The sequence below is a fragment of the Streptomyces melanosporofaciens genome (assembly GCF_900105695.1).
Taxonomy (GTDB): domain Bacteria; phylum Actinomycetota; class Actinomycetes; order Streptomycetales; family Streptomycetaceae; genus Streptomyces; species Streptomyces antimycoticus.
Window position 1 is genome coordinate 6,596,382 of the sequence record NZ_FNST01000002.1, and the last position, 16,862, is coordinate 6,613,243.

The 16,862-nt window shown below is 70.8% G+C and carries 15 protein-coding genes; 8 read left to right on the plus strand and 7 right to left on the minus strand.

What is annotated here, in order from left to right; translation table 11 throughout:
* The first annotated feature begins 3 nt into the window (after positions 1–3).
* The 7 genes from BLV72_RS31355 to melA all read left to right on the plus strand — a co-directional run bounded on the left by BLV72_RS31355 (position 4) and on the right by melA (position 7,339).
* Complete coding sequence (locus BLV72_RS31355; RefSeq protein WP_244321104.1) at positions 4–615, plus strand: DUF742 domain-containing protein; 612 nt, start codon at positions 4–6, stop codon at positions 613–615.
* A 355-nt stretch (positions 616–970) separates the two neighbouring features.
* Complete coding sequence (locus BLV72_RS31360; protein ID WP_244321105.1) at positions 971–1,759, plus strand: endo alpha-1,4 polygalactosaminidase; 789 nt, start codon at positions 971–973, stop codon at positions 1,757–1,759.
* A gap of 71 nt (positions 1,760–1,830) precedes the next feature.
* On the plus strand, positions 1,831–3,159 hold the full coding sequence (locus BLV72_RS31365; RefSeq protein ID WP_093470656.1) for an ABC transporter substrate-binding protein: 1,329 nt from the start codon (positions 1,831–1,833) through the stop codon (positions 3,157–3,159).
* A 10-nt stretch (positions 3,160–3,169) separates the two neighbouring features.
* Positions 3,170–4,120 (plus strand): carbohydrate ABC transporter permease, encoded by a 951-nt coding sequence (locus BLV72_RS31370; RefSeq protein WP_093466475.1) that lies wholly within the window; start codon positions 3,170–3,172, stop codon positions 4,118–4,120.
* Positions 4,117–5,028, plus strand: coding sequence for a carbohydrate ABC transporter permease (locus BLV72_RS31375; RefSeq protein WP_078639616.1), 912 nt, complete (start codon positions 4,117–4,119; stop codon positions 5,026–5,028). Before BLV72_RS31370 ends, BLV72_RS31375 begins: the two co-directional genes overlap by 4 nt.
* A 47-nt stretch (positions 5,029–5,075) precedes the next feature.
* Positions 5,076–6,032 (plus strand): carbohydrate kinase family protein, encoded by a 957-nt coding sequence (locus BLV72_RS31380; RefSeq protein ID WP_093466477.1) that lies wholly within the window; start codon positions 5,076–5,078, stop codon positions 6,030–6,032.
* Complete coding sequence (gene melA, locus BLV72_RS31385; RefSeq protein ID WP_093466479.1) at positions 6,029–7,339, plus strand: alpha-glucosidase/alpha-galactosidase; 1,311 nt, start codon at positions 6,029–6,031, stop codon at positions 7,337–7,339. Before BLV72_RS31380 ends, melA begins: the two co-directional genes overlap by 4 nt.
* Positions 7,340–7,428: 89 nt before the next feature.
* On the opposite strand, the gene BLV72_RS31390 is transcribed toward melA, so the two are convergent.
* Together BLV72_RS31390 and BLV72_RS31395 are read right to left on the minus strand one after the other, a co-directional pair.
* Positions 7,429–8,376, minus strand: coding sequence for a LysR family transcriptional regulator (locus BLV72_RS31390; protein WP_093470657.1), 948 nt, complete (start codon positions 8,374–8,376; stop codon positions 7,429–7,431).
* 91 nt (positions 8,377–8,467) lie between these two features.
* Positions 8,468–9,082: an NIPSNAP family protein gene (locus tag BLV72_RS31395; protein ID WP_093466481.1), complete on the minus strand. Its 615-nt coding sequence runs from the start codon at positions 9,080–9,082 to the stop codon at positions 8,468–8,470.
* Positions 9,083–9,217: 135 nt separating this feature from the next.
* On the opposite strand from BLV72_RS31395, the gene BLV72_RS31400 reads away from it, so the two are divergent.
* On the plus strand, positions 9,218–9,856 hold the full coding sequence (locus tag BLV72_RS31400) for a TetR/AcrR family transcriptional regulator (RefSeq protein ID WP_167746429.1): 639 nt from the start codon (positions 9,218–9,220) through the stop codon (positions 9,854–9,856).
* A gap of 6 nt (positions 9,857–9,862) precedes the next feature.
* Here BLV72_RS31400 and BLV72_RS31405 read toward each other — a convergent pair whose 3' ends face one another.
* The 5 genes from BLV72_RS31405 to BLV72_RS50265 all read right to left on the minus strand — a co-directional run bounded on the left by BLV72_RS31405 (position 9,863) and on the right by BLV72_RS50265 (position 16,829).
* Positions 9,863–11,329: a glycoside hydrolase family 43 protein gene (locus tag BLV72_RS31405; RefSeq protein ID WP_093466484.1), complete on the minus strand. Its 1,467-nt coding sequence runs from the start codon at positions 11,327–11,329 to the stop codon at positions 9,863–9,865.
* 77 nt (positions 11,330–11,406) lie between these two features.
* Positions 11,407–13,260: a glycoside hydrolase family 76 protein gene (locus BLV72_RS31410; RefSeq protein ID WP_093466486.1), complete on the minus strand. Its 1,854-nt coding sequence runs from the start codon at positions 13,258–13,260 to the stop codon at positions 11,407–11,409.
* A 124-nt stretch (positions 13,261–13,384) separates the two neighbouring features.
* Positions 13,385–15,676, minus strand: a complete 2,292-nt coding sequence (locus BLV72_RS31415; protein WP_093466487.1) for an AbfB domain-containing protein — start codon at positions 15,674–15,676, stop codon at positions 13,385–13,387.
* A 262-nt stretch (positions 15,677–15,938) separates the two neighbouring features.
* Entirely contained in the window at positions 15,939–16,385 is a 447-nt protein-coding gene (locus tag BLV72_RS31425; protein ID WP_093466490.1) for a hypothetical protein, read from the minus strand.
* 3 nt (positions 16,386–16,388) lie between these two features.
* A complete protein-coding gene (locus BLV72_RS50265) occupies positions 16,389–16,829 on the minus strand; it encodes an ATP-binding protein (protein ID WP_342030724.1) in 441 nt (146 codons plus the stop codon).
* Positions 16,830–16,862: the final 33 nt, after the last annotated feature.

Here is a 16,862-nt window from a genome sequence, read left to right on the forward strand (position 1 = left end):
ATGATGAGCACCGGTGAAGGCCCTTCCGGGCAGGGACCTGGGAGAGAACAGGGGGCGGAGGACGAACAGACCTTCGCCGACGTGCTCAACGCCTTCAGCTTCGGCAAGGGGCGACGCGGGCGGAAGGCACCTCGGTCCGACGGCACGCCGGAGGCCCCGCCCCGCCGTGAGGGCGGGGACGGCCGTCCCGAGGAACCCGGGGGAGCCTTCCCGCGGGCGTCGTCGGAGGCCGAGGGGCCGGCCGTCTGGGAGTCCGAGCACGACGAGAGCCAGGGCCCGGCCGCGCTCGTGCGCGCCTACTCATGGACGCGCGGCCGGACCAGGTCCCACCATCACTTCGAGGTCGAGACCCTGGTGACCACCACCGAGCTGGGTCACCGCTCCGCCGACGTCGTGCAGGCCGACCACCGCCCGGTGATCGCGCTGTGTCAGGAGCCGAGGTCGGTGGCCGAGGTGGCGGCCATGCTCCTGGTGCCGCTGGGGGTGGCCAAGGTCCTGCTCGGCGACATGGCCGAACACGGGCTGATCGTCGTCCACCGGACGGCCTCCGAGGAGGGCGCCGCGCCGGACCGCGCCCTGATGGAGAGAGTGCTGGTGGGGCTCCGGCGGATCTAGTGTCTTCGGCGCGCGGGGACCGACGGGTTCCCGCGCATCGACATGCCCGCATCTGTGCGTAATGTCCGCCGCAGAGCCTCTCCGAGCTGATTGCTTGTGCGTGTTCCGAGCCGACATTGAGCAGTTTCACGCTCTTGACGTGGCTCGGTTTGATCGGTTTACTCCCTGGCACGCCGATGTCGAATGCTCGGCGACAGAGGTACGCCCAGCCGGTATGCGGCCCCGCCGCGAGTCCGGCCCGAGTCGCCAGGTCGCTGTCTGCGACCGAGGCGGGGCCGTGCCCACGGATCATGGAGCTCTCAGCGATGAGCCTGAACCGTTCGCGCATCCGTACCACTGTGGGCGCCGCCGTGGCATGCGCCGCGGCCGCCGCGGCCGGCGTTCTCGCCCCGCCCCCGCCTCGGCCACCTCGGCCGCCCTTCCGCCGGTCCACGCCGGCTTCGACTACCAGATCGGCGGGGCGTACACCCCGCCGTCCGGAGTGCAGGTCGTCAGCCGTGACCACAGCGCCTCCCCGGCACCCGGTCTGTACAACATCTGTTACGTCAACGCCTTCCAGACGCAGAAGATCGGCCAGCCCGGCGGCCCCGCGGACTGGCCGTCCGACCTGCTGCTCAAGAACGACGACGGTGACGTCATCATCGACACGGACTGGGACGAGGCGATCCTCGACATCACCACCCAGAAGAAGCGCGAGGGCATCGCGGAGAAGATCGACGCCCAGATCGACGAATGCGCCACCAAGGGCTTCAACGCGCTCGAGCTGGACAACTTCGACACCTTCACCCGTGATGTCGTCGAGGGCCGGATCACCGAGGAGCACGCCCAGACCTACATCCGGATGCTGTCCGCCTACGGCCACGGCAAGGGCCTGGCGGTCGGTCAGAAGAACACCGTGGAACTGGCCAAGAACCACGCGGCCAACGGCCTCGACTTCGCCATCGCCGAGGAGTGCGGCAACCCCGAGTACAACGAGTGCGCCGACTACCTGGCGGAGTTCGGGGACAACGCCATCTTCATCGAGTACACGGACGCCGGGATGAAGAACGCCTGCGAGTACGGCGACCGGGTGAGCGTCGTCCAGCGCGACCTCGATGTGCTGCCCAAGGGCGAGGACGGCTACGTCCGCAAGACCTGCCCGTAGTCCTGGCCGGGGACGGTGTGGCCGCCGCGGACCGCGGCGGCCACATATCCACCGAACATCTGGAGGCAGACATGAACGCGGTCCGCAGTGGCCGGGGCGGGCCCTCGCGCCGTGGCATCCTGCGCGGTGGCGGCGCGCTGGCCCTCACCGCGGCAGCGGGTACGGCGGTGGCGGGATGCGGGACCGGCCTGGGCGTGGACTCCGACGGAAGGGTCCACATCGAGGTGTGGCACGGGCAGAACGGTCCCTCGCTGAAGGCGTTCAAACGGCTCGTGGCCACCTTCCACCGAAGCCACCCCGGCATCCGGGTCGACATCGGCGGCGGGGTGCTGGCGGACGACATGCTGCAGAAGGTGATGGCCGGTCTCGTCGCCCAGTCGCCACCCGACGTCGCTTACATCTTCGGCTCCGACCTGGCGAGTGTCGCCAGAAGTCCCCAGCTCGCCGACATGACATCGGTCGTGGAATCCCAGCCGGTGCCCTGGAACCAGTACTGGCCGGCCGCCCGGGAGGGCGTCATGGTCGACGGTGTGGTCCGTGCGGTGCCCGCGGTGCTGGACTCGCTCGCCGTGGTGTGCAACAAGAAGCTCTTCCGCGAGGCCCGGCTGGATCTGCCCGCACCGGGCTGGACCTGGCAGGACTTCATCGCAATGGCCCGGAAGCTGACCGACCGCGGCAAGGGCACGTTCGGCACCGGCTGGCCCGGCGCGGGCGACGAGGACACGGTGTGGCGGCTGTGGCCCATGATCTGGGACCTGGGCGGTGAGGTCATCGCCCAGGGCAAGCGGGAGATCGGATTCGCGGGCGAACCCGGTGTCCGCTCCCTCGATGTGCTCGCCGCGCTCGCCCGGGACCGCAGCGTCTACGTCGACCCCAAGCCCGGCGGCGAGCAGATGTACCAGGCGTTCTCCACCGGCCGACTGGGCATGGTCGGGACCGGTCCCTGGCAGCTGCCCGACATCCGCCAGGCGAAGATCGACTATCGCGTCGTCCCGCTGCCCGGCTTCCACGGCCGGTCGGTGACGATCTCCGGCCCCGACACCTGGAGCGTGTTCGACAACGGCTCCGCGCGGCTGAAGGCCGCCCGTACCTTCATCGGCTGGCTCATGGAACCCGACCAGGCCTATCTGTGGGACTCCGAGGCGGGCAGCCTGCCGCAGAGTCGGCCCGCCGAGCGCCGTCCGAAGTGGCGGAAGCACGCGGCCGAGGTGCCCGGTCTCTCGGTGTTCACCGAGGTGCTTCAGACCGCGCGGGTACGGCCCGTCGACCGGGCCTACCCCAAGATCTCCATGCCGTTCGGCGAGGCCATCACCGCCGTCCTGCTCGGGAAGAGCACACCGGCGAAGGCGCTGCGGCGATGCGCGGACGAAGCCAACGCCGCCATGGCCAAGGTGCGTTGAGGAGCTCCACATGTCCCGTCTGCCCACCCCCATCACCCGCCCGGCGCCGCGCACACCGGCCGGGTCCGCACGCCGCAGAGGCCGCCGGGAGGCCGCGACGGCCTGGGCGTTCGTCCTCCCCTCCGTCCTGGTCATCCTGGGCCTGAGCGTCGTCCCCGTCCTGTGGTCGCTGCTGCTGTCGTTCCAGTACAGCGACCTCCTCACCCCGAGCGTCTGGGTGGGCTGGGACAACTACCGCCAGCTCGCCGACGATCCGCAGTTCGCCCAGGCCGTGCGCAACACCCTGGTGTACACGGCGCTGTATGTGCCGCTGAGCATCGGCCTGGGGCTGGCGCTCGCGCTGGTCCTCAACCGCCGCATCCGGTTCTCCGGTCTGTACCGCACCCTGCTCTTCGTGCCGTTCGTGGTCTCGGCCGCCGCCCAGGGCGTCCTGTTCTCCTTCATCCTCGACCCGGAGTTCGGCGCGGCCAACGCGCTGCTGCACCGGCTCGGGATCTCCCCCCAGGGATTCCTGTCCGATCCGGCCCAGGCCCTGCTGGTCCTGGTGGCCATCTCCCTGTGGAGCGGCACCGGCTTCTGCGTCGTGATCTACCTCGCCGCCCTCCAGGACGTACCCCGTGAACTCATCGAGGCCGCCACCCTGGACGGCGCGGAACGCCGCCATGTGCTGCGCCATGTCACCCTGCCCACCATCGCGCCGGTCAGCGTGTTCCTGCTGCTGTGGCAGACGATCAGCGCGCTGCAGGTCTTCGACCTGGTGTACGTGACGACGAAGGGCGGTCCGCTCGGATCCACCACCGTGATCGTCTACTTCGTCTGGGAGCAGGCGTTCCGGAACTTCACCGCCGGATACGGGGCAGCGGCGGCCTACGTCCTCGGCGTCGCCCTGCTCGTGGTCGCCGCCGGGCTGCGGCTGGTCCGGCGCCGCGACGACCGCCGCATCGAGGGAGCCACGTCATGACGGACCTGTCCCACCTCCCCGGGAGAGCCACCGACCGGCTCCGGCCGGTCGGCCGGAGCACCGGGGAGCCCGTGGCCCGCCCACGGCGCCGGTTCCGGCTGCCGTTCAGCCCGTGGCATCTGCTGCTCGCACCCCTGGCGCTGCTCTTCGCCGTGCCGCTGATCTGGCTGGGGCTCAGCTCGGTGATGAGCGACGCGGAGATCAACCGGTTCCCGCCGGCGCTCTGGCCCTCCGGGATCCACCTGGGCGGCTACCGATTCGTCCTCGGCAACGCGATGTTCCCGCGCTGGTTCGCCAACTCCCTGATCGTCTCGGCCGTCGCGGTCTTCTCGAACCTGCTGCTGGGGACGCTGGGCGGATACGCCTTCGCCCGGATGCGGTTCGGCGGGTCCCGGGTGCTGCTGGTCCTGATGCTGGCGACCATGGCCATCCCGTTCCAGCTGACGATGATCCCGACCTTCCTGGTCATGCGGAAACTGGGACTCGTCGACACCCTCGGGGCCCTGATCGTGCCGTCGCTGGTGACGCCGTTCGCGGTGTTCCTGCTGCGGCAGTTCTTCCTCTCCCTGCCAAGAGAGCTGGAGGAGGCCGCCTGGATCGACGGGTGTTCGCGGCTGCGGGTGCTCTTCCAGATCGTGGTCCCGCTGTCCCGGCCCGCGCTGAGCACGGTGGCCGTCCTCACCTTCCTCACCACCTGGAACGACCTGTCGTGGCCCCTCATCGCCCTGAACCACGACGCCAACTACACCCTCCAACTGGGCCTGACCACCTTCCGGGGCCAGCACCACACCCAGTGGTCGGCCGTGATGGCGGGAAACGTCATCACCGTCCTGCCGGTGCTGCTCGCCTTCCTCGCGGCCCAGAAGACCTTCGTCCGGTCCATCACCTCCACCGGTCTCAAGGGCTGACCCAAGGCCCCGCACCGCCCCTCCCTCACCACTCGTCAGGAAGCCGTATGCCGCCCACCTTCGACCTGCTCGTCATCGGGGACGCCAACCCGGACGTCATCGTCGGACCGCTCGCCACCCCACTCGCCTTCGGCCAGCGCGAACAGCTCATCGACAGCGGCGCGCTCACCCCCGGCGGATCCGCCGCGATCACCGCCTGCGGCGCCGCCCGGCTGGGGCTGCGCGTGGCCTTCGCCGGACGCGTCGGGGACGACGGCGCCGGACACTACATGCGCGACCAACTCGCGGCACGAGGCGTCGACATCAGCGGGCTGCACCTGGACCCGAGCCTGCCGACACCGCTCACGGTCATCGTGACCCGCGGGGAGGACCGGGCCATCCTCACCGCGCCGGGCACCCTCGCCGCGACCTCGGGGCGCGATGTGCCCGAGCACCTGCTGACCTCGGCCCGGCACGTCCACGCCGCGTCCTACTTCCTGATGCCGGGGCTGGCCGCCGATCTGCCGGGCCTCTTCGACACCGCCCACGCGGCGGGCGTCACCACCTCGCTCGACACCAACGACGACCCCTCGGGCCGATGGGACCGCGCGGCGTCGGCGCCCGTCCTCGCCCGGACCGACATCCTGCTGCCCAACGCCGCCGAGGCGCACCGGCTGGCCGGCACCGACGGCACATCCGTCGCGGCCGCCGCCGAACTCCTCGCCCACCAGGTGCCGCTGGTGGCCGTCAAGAACGGGGCCGACGGCGCCCTGTGCCACGACGGCCGGACCCTGCTCACCACCGCCGGCATCCGCGTGACACCCCAGGACGCCGTGGGCGCGGGCGACAGTTTCAACGCCGGCTTCCTCGCCGGACGGCTCGCGGGCCGGCCCATCGCCGAGGCGCTCGACCTCGCCGCCGCCTGCGGTGCGCTGTCGACCCGCGCCGCGGGCGGCACCACCGCCCAGCCCACCTGGGAAGAAGCCCTCACCCACCTCACCGTCAACGGAGACAGCCCGTCATGACCAACCCCAAAATCGTGCTGATCGGCGCCGGAAGCGTCGTCTTCACCCAGGGCCTGCTGGCGGACCTCTTCGCCTTCCCGGAGCTGAAGACCGCCCGGATCGCCCTGCACGACATCGACGCGGAACGCCTGGGCACCGCCGAGGCCGCCGCCCGGTACATCGCCGAGCGGCGGGGCGCCGACGCGCACATCACCGCACACGCCGACCGGCGCGCGGCACTCGACGGCGCCGACTTCGTCATCAACCTCGTCCAGATCGGCATGGGCGAGGCCACCCGCACCGACTTCGAGATCCCCGCGCGCCACGGCGTACGGCAGACCATCGGCGACACCCTCGGCGTCGGCGGCATCTTCCGCGCGCTGCGCACCTTCCCGTTCCTCAAGGCGCTGGGCGAGGACATCGCCGTCGTATGCCCCGGGGCATGGCTGCTCAACTACACCAACCCGATGGCCATGAACGTGCAGTACCTCACCGCGGCGACCGGTCTGACCCGGGTGGTCGGCCTGTGCCACTCGGTGTACTGGACCATGCACGATTTGTGCGCCCTGCTGAAGGTCCCCTTCGACGAGGTCACCTACCGCGCCGCCGGGGTCAACCACCAGGCGTGGGTGCTCCGTTTCGAGCACGACGGCACCGACCTGTACCCCCGGCTGGACGCGCTGATCGCCGAGAACGAGCAGCTCCGGCGCCGGGTCCGCGTCGACATGTACCGGCGGCTCGGCCACTACCCGACCGAGACCAGCGAGCACTCCTCCGAGTACGTGCCCTGGTATCTGCACCACGACAGCGAGATCGAGCGGCTGCGGCTGCCCATCGGGGCCTATCTCGGCATCGTGGACGAGAACGTCGCCGCCTACGAGCGGACCCGCGACGACCTCGCGGCCGGTGCCTGCATCGACGTCGAGGGGACCATGGAGTACGCGCCGCAGATCATCCACTCCATGGTGACCGGCACCCCCAGGACCGTCTACGGCAACATGCCCAACCACGGCCTCATCGAGAACCTCCCGGCCCATGGCGTGGTCGAAGTGCCGTGCCTGGTCGACCGGTCCGGTGTCCAGCCGACCCGCGCCGGAGCGCTGCCCCCGCAGCTCGCCGCGCTCAACCGCACCTACCTCAGCATGAACGACCTCGTGGTGCGGGCCGCCCTGGAGGACGAGCCGCGCCACATCCGGCACGCGGCCATGACCGACCCGGCGACCGCCGCCGCCCTGCGCGTCGAGCAGATCTGGGAGCTGTGCGACGACATGGTGCGCGCACACGCCGAACGGCTGCAGCCCGGGCTGCGCGCCACCCTCGGCAGCTGAAGGTTCAAGACCCTGAAGCAGAATAGTGTGCCAAGCGACTGACCATCCGCGGTCGCACCAAGCGTGCACTCTCGCACCGGGCCCCGGGGCTATGCGGATTCGCGTGGGCCGCCGGGCCCGGTCGCGGGGCGGCCCTCCGCGGTGCCGTCGGTCGCCTCGCCGAGCACCTCCCGCACCTGGTCGCGCAGCCACGCGTGCGCGGGATCGCTGTCGTGCCGGTGATGCCAGGTGACGACCACCTGGGTCGGGGGCAGCTCCAGCGGGAGCCGTCGGGTGACCAGGCCGAGCCGCGTCGAGGCGGGGCGGCAGACCCGCTCGGCGACGACGGCGACGGCGTCCGAGCGGGAGACCACGTCCAGCGCCGCCGTGCTCGTCGGCAGGGACGCGATCACCCGCCTCCGCAGGCCGCGTTCGGCAAGGGCGTCATCGACGGCGTCGTGCAGACGGCCCCGGCGCGAGACGGTCACGAAGGCCATGCGCAGGAGCTTGTCGACATCGACCCTTCCCTTGGCGAGCGGATGCTCCCGCCGCAGGACCAGGACCATCCGGTCGCTGCCCACCACCTCGGAGGAGATCTCCGGGCGCCCCGGCTCGTTCGCCCCGATCTCCAGGTCGACCTGGCCCCGGGTGAGATCCGGCTGGTCGGCGGAGGATTCGGCGAGCAGGCTCAGGTGGATGTTCGGGGCCGTGGCGCCGATCCTGGCGATCAGCGGGGCGGCGAGGGCCGCCAGCAGCGCGTCATGACCTCGCACCGTGAAGTGCCGGTTCAGGCGGGCCAGGTCGAGTCGGCGTACGGGAGTGAGCACGGCGGTGGCCCGCCGGACCAGTTCGCGGGTCTCCTCGCGCAGTTCGAGGGCGCGTGGGGTCGGGACCATGGCGCGGCCGGCGCGCACCAGGATGTCGTCGCCGGTCGCGCGGCGGATCCGGGCCAGCGTCCGGCTCATGGCGGGTGGCGAGAGGTGCAGCCGGTCCGCCGCGGCGGTCACGCTGTTCTCCTCCAGCAGCGCGTCGAGCGCCACGAGCAAGTTGAGATCCACCTGCGCCACGGTAAGCGATGCCCCGGAGGGATTGCGCCGGACGTCATGTCTGCCCCGCTCCGGCGGCTACTCCCGGCGACCGCCCACGGGGTCAGGCCAGTGGGGAGATGGGGGTGGGCAGGGCGATCGTGGAGGTGGCGTGGGCGATGTTCTCCGGGCCGTTCTCGGGGGGCCAGATGCCCCGTTCGTAGGACTCGCGGCGGATGTCCAGCCGGGCGTTGAGGTCGGGGAAGGGCCAGATGTGGGTGATACGGGGGACGCCGTCCAGGCCGTACATGGCGGTCGTCAGCGGGTGGAGCCGGGTGCGCTCCGGCACCGCGGCCTCCCAGCCGGCCATCGTGGGCATCAGGCCGCCGACCTTGAGGTGGTAGGTGCGGAACTCGTACACCGAGCCGTAGTGGCCCGGCTCGACCGGTGGCAGGAAGGGGAACGGGGCGTAGCTCTCCACCTGGAAGCCGGTGAGGTGCTCACCGATGCCGAACGGGTCGGCGCTGGTGAGCAGGCGGGTGCGCTCCTCGGTGAGTTCCTCGGCGTTCTCGAAGCCGCGCAGCAGGAGCAACTGCCCCACGATGACGCCGTGTTCGGGCTCCCAGCAGCCGAGCAGCCGGCCGCCGGTGGCGTCGCTCGTGGTGTAGGTCTCCAGCGCGGACAGTGCCTTCGGGACCGTGCGCAGCTTGAGGGAGAGGGTGGCGAGTTCATAGAGCATGGCCGATGTCCTGACGGTTCATTTGTCATGGTTCACGGGAATTTCCGGTGGTCGGGTTTGCGCCGCCGGTCTCCAGAAACTAAAGTGAAGCATCACTTCAGTTTCGGGGCAAGCAAGCGCAGAGGGAGGCCACCTGTGGACACCACGGCCGATGTACCCGGTGCGCGCCGCACGCAGGACCGTCCCCGGCGCCCGCGCAGCATCCGGGCGCATGACGCGGTGCTGGCCGCCACCAGCGCGCTCATGCGCGAGGTGGGCACGGCCGGGGTCACCATCGACCGCGTCGCGGGCCGGTCGGGTGTGAGCACGGCGACCATCTACAAGCACTGGCCCTGCAAGGCGGCGATCATGGCGGAGGCGTTCGGTCGCGATGCGGCCGAGGCGGTGGTCTTCCCGGACACCGGCCGCCCCGTCGAGGATCTCGTCACCTTCGCGACCGACCTGCTGACCTACTACACCAGCCCGGAAGGTGGCGTCTTCGGGCAGTTGCTGGCCGCCTGCGCGACCGAGCCGCAGGCGGCGCCGTACTTCCATGAGTTCTTCCTGGCGCCCCGCAGGGCGGCCCTGGAGCCGTACTGGGACCGGGCCGCCGAGGCGGGGCTGACCAGGCGGGGCGTGGACGCCGCGACGGCCACGGACGTGCTGCTGGGCGCGCTGGCGTTCCGCCTGATGGCCGGGCATGAATCGCTGGCCCCCGAGGAGGTGCGCAAGCTGGTGGAGTATGCCCTGCACGGTCTGCTCGTCCCGGCGGCCGACGCGGCGCAGACGCCCTAGCCGGGGCTAGCGGGTGTACACCTCCGCACGGTCCACGCTCACGAACGAGGCCCCCGACTGGGCGTTGTGTTCGCCGGTCACACGGATGCGCAGGGTGTGCCGGCCGTAGGGGAGCCGTGGGCTGAGGTACTGGAGGGTCTCGCCGGTGCGGATCGCGCCGTAGAAGTCCAGGCGTTGCTCGGGGCCGCCGTCGACGCTGAGGGCGGCGATGCCGTTGCCGGTGTCGCGGACCGAGAGCAGGGCGATCCGGGTGCCGGTGAAGGAGAAGGTGGCGGTGTTGCCCGCCTGGTCGCTCCAGTGGTCATCGCCCCAGAAGCACTGGGTGGCGCAGCCGGTCCCCGAGTTCCAGGAGCCGGTGAACGTGGCGCTTCCGTCGCCGCTGGACCGGCCGTCGTCGTTGATCCAGTACGTGCCCGCTCCCGGATCGCCGGACGGCAGGTCCTGGGTGGCGCCGGCGGCGAGCGGGCGGCCCAGGTCGGGGCTGCCGTCGGCGTTCCAGGTGATCTTCTGGGCCCGGGTGGTGCGGTCGCTGTAGGTGTTCACCGACGTGGACTTGGCGTGGTAGACGATCCAGTCCTCTGTGCCGTCGGGGGAGCGGAAGAAGGCGTGGTGGCCGGGGCCGTAGACGCCGTGGTCGTCGGCGCGGGCGAACCGCGCACCGGAGTGCTGGATCCAGTTGCCGGGCACGAGCGGGTCGGCGCCGGACGGCAGGGACATCATCCACACCTGGTAGTCCGGTTTGCCGGTGTCGCAGGTGGAGTACGTCATCCAGGTGCGGCCGTTGCGGTAGAGGAACTCGGCGCCTTCGCGCACCTCGGGGCAGCCACCTGCCGGGTTCAGGGCGACGGCGTTGCCGGAGACGGTGTAGGGGTTGGACATGGGGGCGATGTTGATGCCGTTGTGCTGGTATTGGTTGATGCCGGAGTAGGCGAGGTAGAGGCGTCCGTTGTGCTGGAGGATGCCGGGGTCGATGGCGAAGTCGGAGGCGTGGTTGGGTGGCGTCAGCTTGGACTTGAAGTGGTAGGGGCCGGCCGGGTCGTCGCGGTCCGACTCCAGCACATAGAGCCTGTGGTGGTCGTCGACCCCGTCGTCGGCGGTGTAGTAGAGGTACCAGCGGTCGCCGAAGCGGTAGAACTCCGGTGCCCAGATGTGCTGGTTGCGGGAGGGATCGGTGTCCGTCCACACGGTGATGGGGTCGGCTTCGAGCAGGGTGCCGAGCGAGGAGGAGCGCCACATCCGGATGCTGTCGCCCTGCGTGGTGGTCAGGTAGTAGTTCCCGTTCCAGACGGTCAGATACGGGTCGGGGCCCGTGTTGAGGGGGTTGCGGAACGTGCCCGCGGCGGCGGTGCGCGGTGTCCCCTCGGCGGCGGACGGGGCCGCGGTGGCGGCGGGTGGGGCGGAGAGCAGGCCCCACAGGATGGCCAGCAGGGCGGTGAGCAGTGCCGCGTGGCAGCGGGTCGTGCGGGGGTGCATGGGCGCCTCCTGGCGTCGATGTGCGTACCACTGGTGGGGTCCGGGCACAGTGGCCGTCCCCGTGTCGGGGAGGCGGGTCACAGGCCGTCCGCGGCCGTCAGCGCGCCGAGTGCGCTGGCCTGGGTGCGCCAGTCCACCTGGTTCGGGGTGGTGCCCGCCCAGCGCTGGCCGAGCCGGTTGAGGGGGTCGCGGTCGGTGGTCCAGATCGAGTCGGCCTGCTGGGTGATGTACGCCCGGTAGGTGGCCGATCCGGTGGCGTCCGCGAGGTCGGCGAGGTGGCGCATGAAGATGCCCTTGAACTGCTTCTGGTTGTCGTCGCACGCGCCGGTGCCGGTGTCGCAGGACTCGGTGAGCACACCGTCGCGGGTCAGCGCCGTCGAGGTGATCGCGGCATCGGCGAGGCGGCGGGCGGTGTCCAGGTACTGGCCGTTGCCGGTGGATCGCCACAGCTCGGTGAAGGCGCCGATGGCCAGGCCCTGGTTGTAACTCCACACGGTCTGGCCGTTGTTGCGGCAGTCGCCGGTCAGCCCGTCGTTGACCAGGCCCGCGCCGTTGATCAACCCGCTGCGCTGGTACCAGGTGGCGGCCGTGGCCGCCCGGTCGCCCCATACGGTGTCGCCGGAGATCCGCTGGTGCAGTGAGGTGGTGAGCCACAGGTACAGCCCGTTGGTCACCGCGTTCTTGTAGGTGCGCTCCCGGTCCCACCACACACCGCCGCCGCAGCTGCCGGTGTCCCAGTACTGGTGGACGTAAGCGGCGATGGTGACCGCCTCGTCCAGGTAGCGCCGCTCATGGGTGTGGTCGTACGCGGCCAGCCAGGCCACTCCCCACCACGCCGCGTCGTCGATGGCGCGGCTGATGAAATGGCCCTCCACCGCGTCGGAGCTGCGCACCCCGGCCGGGAAGGTGCCGCGGTTCTGCTCGAAGGTGCGGGCGATGACCCAGTCGTAGTCGCTTCGCCCGGTGCGCTGGGCGAAGTCGATGAGCGAGGTGACCGCGACGGCCGAGTTCCACCAACTGCTGCGCCACCAGCCCTCGTACGTCTGGTATGACGCCATCAGCGCGTCCGCGGCGGCGCGTGCCCGGCTCGGCGCGGGCCGCACCCAGGCCGTGCAGGCGCCCTCCTGGTGGGCGGCCTCCCGGCCGCAGGCCCGGACCGCGCCGCCGAACATCAGCCCGCGCGGATCCCGGGTGGCGAACATGGCCGTGCGCGTCGAGGTCCTGCCCGGGGCCACGCTCGTACGGCCGAGGGAGGAGCCCTCGGGCCAGGTGGCTCCGTTGTCCCAGGAGCGGTCGAGCCAGATCTCGTCGCCCGCGCCGCCGCTTTCGATGACGCCCCACGCCATCGCGTTCTTCTGGTCGACATGGAGGCTGATGGTGCGCCCGAAGAGGGTGGTGTTCGGCACCGGGCGGTCGTCGCCCGCCGCGGTGGCGGGGTCGGCGCCGTCGCAGGAGGTGCCGTCGCACACCGTGGGGTAGGCCCAGTCGGTGCAGGTGACACCGGCGGCGTCACCGCAGGCGCGGATCCAGCCGCGCCGGTGTCCCACCGGGTCGGTGAGGTTGTACATCAGGGTGCGGGTGCCGGTCCAGGTGCCGGGGATGCTCGCCTTGCCGAGCAGGCCCTCCCAGGACTTCCCCCGGTCCCAGGAGCGGTCGAGCCAGACCGAGTCGCCGCTCACACCGTTGTCGATGCTGGCCCAGGCCATGCTGTCGGGGTCGGACAGATGCAGCTTCAGGATCCGGCCGCCCAGGTTCACCTGCGGTACGGGGAAGGTGTCGCGCTGCGCCTTCGAGGGGTCGAGGGTGTCGCATGCCAGTGCGCAGACGGGGGGGGTCGCGGCACGGGACGGCGTGGGGAGGAGGACCAGTCCGGCCAGGGCGATGGCCAGGGTCAGGAGTCCGCGAAGGACCCGGTGGAGCCGCGCTGACATGACGTACCCGCCTTTCCGTAGGGGGCCGTGCGCATGAGCGTGGGGGAGGAGAGAGGCGGCGGCCGCCCGTGGAAAGCGGCGGCCGCCGGGGGCGGGCCCGTCGGCGCGGGCCCGCGGCGGTGGTTCAGGGAGCCCAGGGTGGCTCGATCGCCCAGGTGGTGTCCTCGGTGAAGCTCGCCGGGTTGTCCCAGGTGTGGGTGGAGCCCGACTGGGCCAGCCACAGCTCGGCGTTGATATGCCGCAGATACTGGCCGGGGAAGCCCGCGGCCGACATCCGGACGCCTCCGCTGCCCTGGACCGGGCACCAGGTCGCGTCCTCCTTGGACAGGGTGGAGCCGTCGCTCGCCTCGCGTCGGACGCGGAATTCGCGGTGGCGCAGGTATTCGCCCGGGTAGTTGCGGGACTCGAAGGAGTAGCAGAGCTTGTTCGCCAGCCCCTGCCTGACCGTCCAGGTGGCGTCCTGTTTCAGCAGGTCGCCGCTGGCGGCGTTGACCACCTCGGTGAAGCCCAGCCCGTCGTAGTGGCGGATGTAGCGGTCGGTGTAGCCGGGGGTGGTGACCCGGAGCGACACGTTCTGCCCGACCGGCAGTTTCACCGTCGCGCCCAGTGACCGGGAGGCCGCGATGAGGGCCTGGTTGGCGGCCCGGACTCGGGCCTGGTCGACCTTGACCACCTGGCGGTCGTAGGACATGAGCCCGTTGGCTTCGTTCTCGACGTCGGTGATCTGGGTGTAGACGGAGGCCGACAGGCCGCCCGCGGGCATGGTGTTCTCCCGCATCCCGTCGAGCAGGCCGACGAGCCGGTTGTTGAGCGCGGTCGTGGTGGGCTGGTCCTCGTAGCTGAACCCGCCGCCCGGATACCACTCATGGCCGGGCACCCGGTAGCCGAGGCCGCCGTACTCGCCGAGCACCGAGGCGCGCACCGGCTCGGTCGGGGTGTTGCCGGGCCCGACGTAGTTGTGGTTGTCGATGACGTCGCCGTTGCCGCCGTCCTTGGCGGCGCAGCAGTTGACGCCGCTCATGTTGTCGACCAGGCGGGAGGGGTCGTACGCCTTGACCATGTCCGCGATGCGGGCCTGGTCGTACTGGCCCCAGCCCTCGTTCTGGTCCACCCACTGGATGAGCGAGGGCGAGCTGCGGTGCTGGTCGATGATGGCGCGGTATTCGCTCTCCCACTGGGTGCGGGCGGCGGTGTCCGGGGTCTTGCCGCTGTCCATCGAGGGCATGTCCTGCCACACCAGCAGCCCGAGCCGGTCCGCCCAGTAGAACCACCGCTGCGGCTCGACCTTGATGTGCTTGCGGACCATGTTGAAGCCCAGGTCCTTGTGTTTCTGCAGGTCGTACTTGAGGGCCTCGTCGGTGGGCGCGGTGTAGATGCCGTCCGGCCAGTAGCCCTGGTCCAGGGTGCCGGTCTGGAAGACGAACTTGCCGTTGAGCACCGGCCGCCGGACCCCGCCCACGTCCTTCACCGCGATCGACCGCATGCCCGTGTAGGAGCCGACCTTGTCGGCTGCGGTGCCGGTCAGTTCGGCCGTGACGTCGTAGAGGAAGGGATCCTCCGGCGTCCACAGGTGGGTGCCCGGCACCGGCACGGAGATTTCGGTGCCCACCGTGCCGGTGGCGCTGCCGACGGTGGTGCCGTCGGCGGAGACGGTGACCTTGACGCTCGTGCCGTCCGCTCCTCCGGCGCCGCGCACGGTGACCCGCAGGGTGTTGTCCTCCAGGCGCGGGACCATGTCCAGGCGGGTGATGTGCGCGGTGGCGGTGGGCTCCAGCCAGACGGTCTGCCAGATCCCGGACGAGGCGGTGTAGACGATGCTCCTGCCGGGGTGCGGGGTGACGTCCTGGATGCGCTGCTTGCCGATGGCCTGGCCACCGGTCTCCGTCGGGTCGTGGACGGAGATGACGATGGTGTTGGTGCCGCCGTTCAGCAGGGGCGTGATGTCGTACGAGAAGGCGTCGTAGCCGCCGCGGTGGGGGGCGCCGGCCTGCCGGCCGTTGACCCAGACCGTGGTTTCCCAGTCGGACGCGCCGAAGTTGAGCTGGATGTGGCGGCCGCTCCAGCCGGACGGCACCGTGAAGGTGCGCTTGTACCAGAGCTTGTCATTCTGGGTGATCTTGCGCTGGACGCCGGAGAGCGCGGACTCGGGCACGAACGGCACCCGGATCTGCTCGCCGAAGGTCGACGGCTGCCCGGCGTCGCGGGAGGTGACCGCGAAGTCCCAAATGCCGTTGAGATCCGTCCAGTCGGGCCGGGTGAGCTGCGGGCGCGGATATTCCGGCAGCGGGTGGTCGACCGGGACCTGGTTCGTCCATGGGGTCGTCATCGGGGAGGGCTTGGGGTCCCAGGCCGGGGCGGCGTGGGAGGGGCCGGCACCGGAGACGAGCAGGGCGGTGGCGGCCAGCGCGGGGGCCACGGTGGCGGCAACGCGCCGCCGCCAGGTCCGTCTTGGACGGAGAAGGGAGGGGAAGTGGAGGAACAAGTGTTTCAGCACGCTGCTGCTCCATGGTCCGGTTGGCGCCGCCGCCCGGTGGGCGGCGGAACTCTTCCACAGGGAACACTTGCTGCACGAATACCAGAGCATTCACAACCGGTGTTTGTCCATAGCTGGGACAACGTTGTCGGCCTTGCTGGGCCTCGTGCGGAACATCAGCGTGCGGAGGGCGGTACGGTCCGGCTCACACCGCTTGGGACGGCCCGGTGGCGTCCTCCGGTGACCAATGGGGCCGGATACCGGCGATATGGCAGGTCATGAAGTACAGCGGGATCGGCGGTGTGTACGGCGAGTCGTCCTGGGGGTGATGCACCAGGCGGGGGAGGCGGGAGCAGGCGCTCAGGTCGGTCGTATGGGCCCCGACCGCATAGCTGGTGAACGACGGCCAGGCGACGTCGATATGCGATCCGGACGGCACGATCCACCACCATCGCTGATCGTCGGCGAAGACACAGCCGATGCGCGGCAGGCACTTCATGACCCGCCGGCCGATGTCCGCGGGCATCCCCACCGCGTCGTAACCCAGCCTGGCGGGCAGTCCGTCCGGTAGGCGCAGCCGGCCGCTGTGGCCTCGCCAGCGGTTCGGCGCGTTGAGTGATGGCGCCTCGGGGGCGACAAACTGTCGGTCCATCGGTCAGTGACACTCTTCCGTGCGCGCCGGCAGCTCGGCCCAGATGATCCGCCCCGGCCCGTGCGGGGCGTCCCGGACGCCCCAGGCACTGCTCACCGCGCCGACCAGCAGCAGCCCTCGTCCGCCGTGCTCATCGGGGTCGGGGGTGCGCGGGGCGGGGAGGGTGTGGGCCCGGATCTCTTCCTCGACCTCGATGCGCAGATGGCCCGCACCGATGCTCAGCCTGCACTCCACATGATCGCTGAGCGTATGTGTGATCACGTTGGTGACCAGCTCGGAGACCACGAGGAGGGCGTCGTCGCGCACATGGGCGCTCATGCCCCAGGCGAGCAGCCGCTCGCGCACGGCCGTGCGCACCGTGCTCACCGAGGAGACGATGGCCGGCAGCCGTAAGGCGACTGCCGGATGTGTGTCCCGCTCCCGGGACGTCCGAAGGGGAGTCAGGGGAAGGGCGAGGGGAGCCACGAGCGGCCGCCT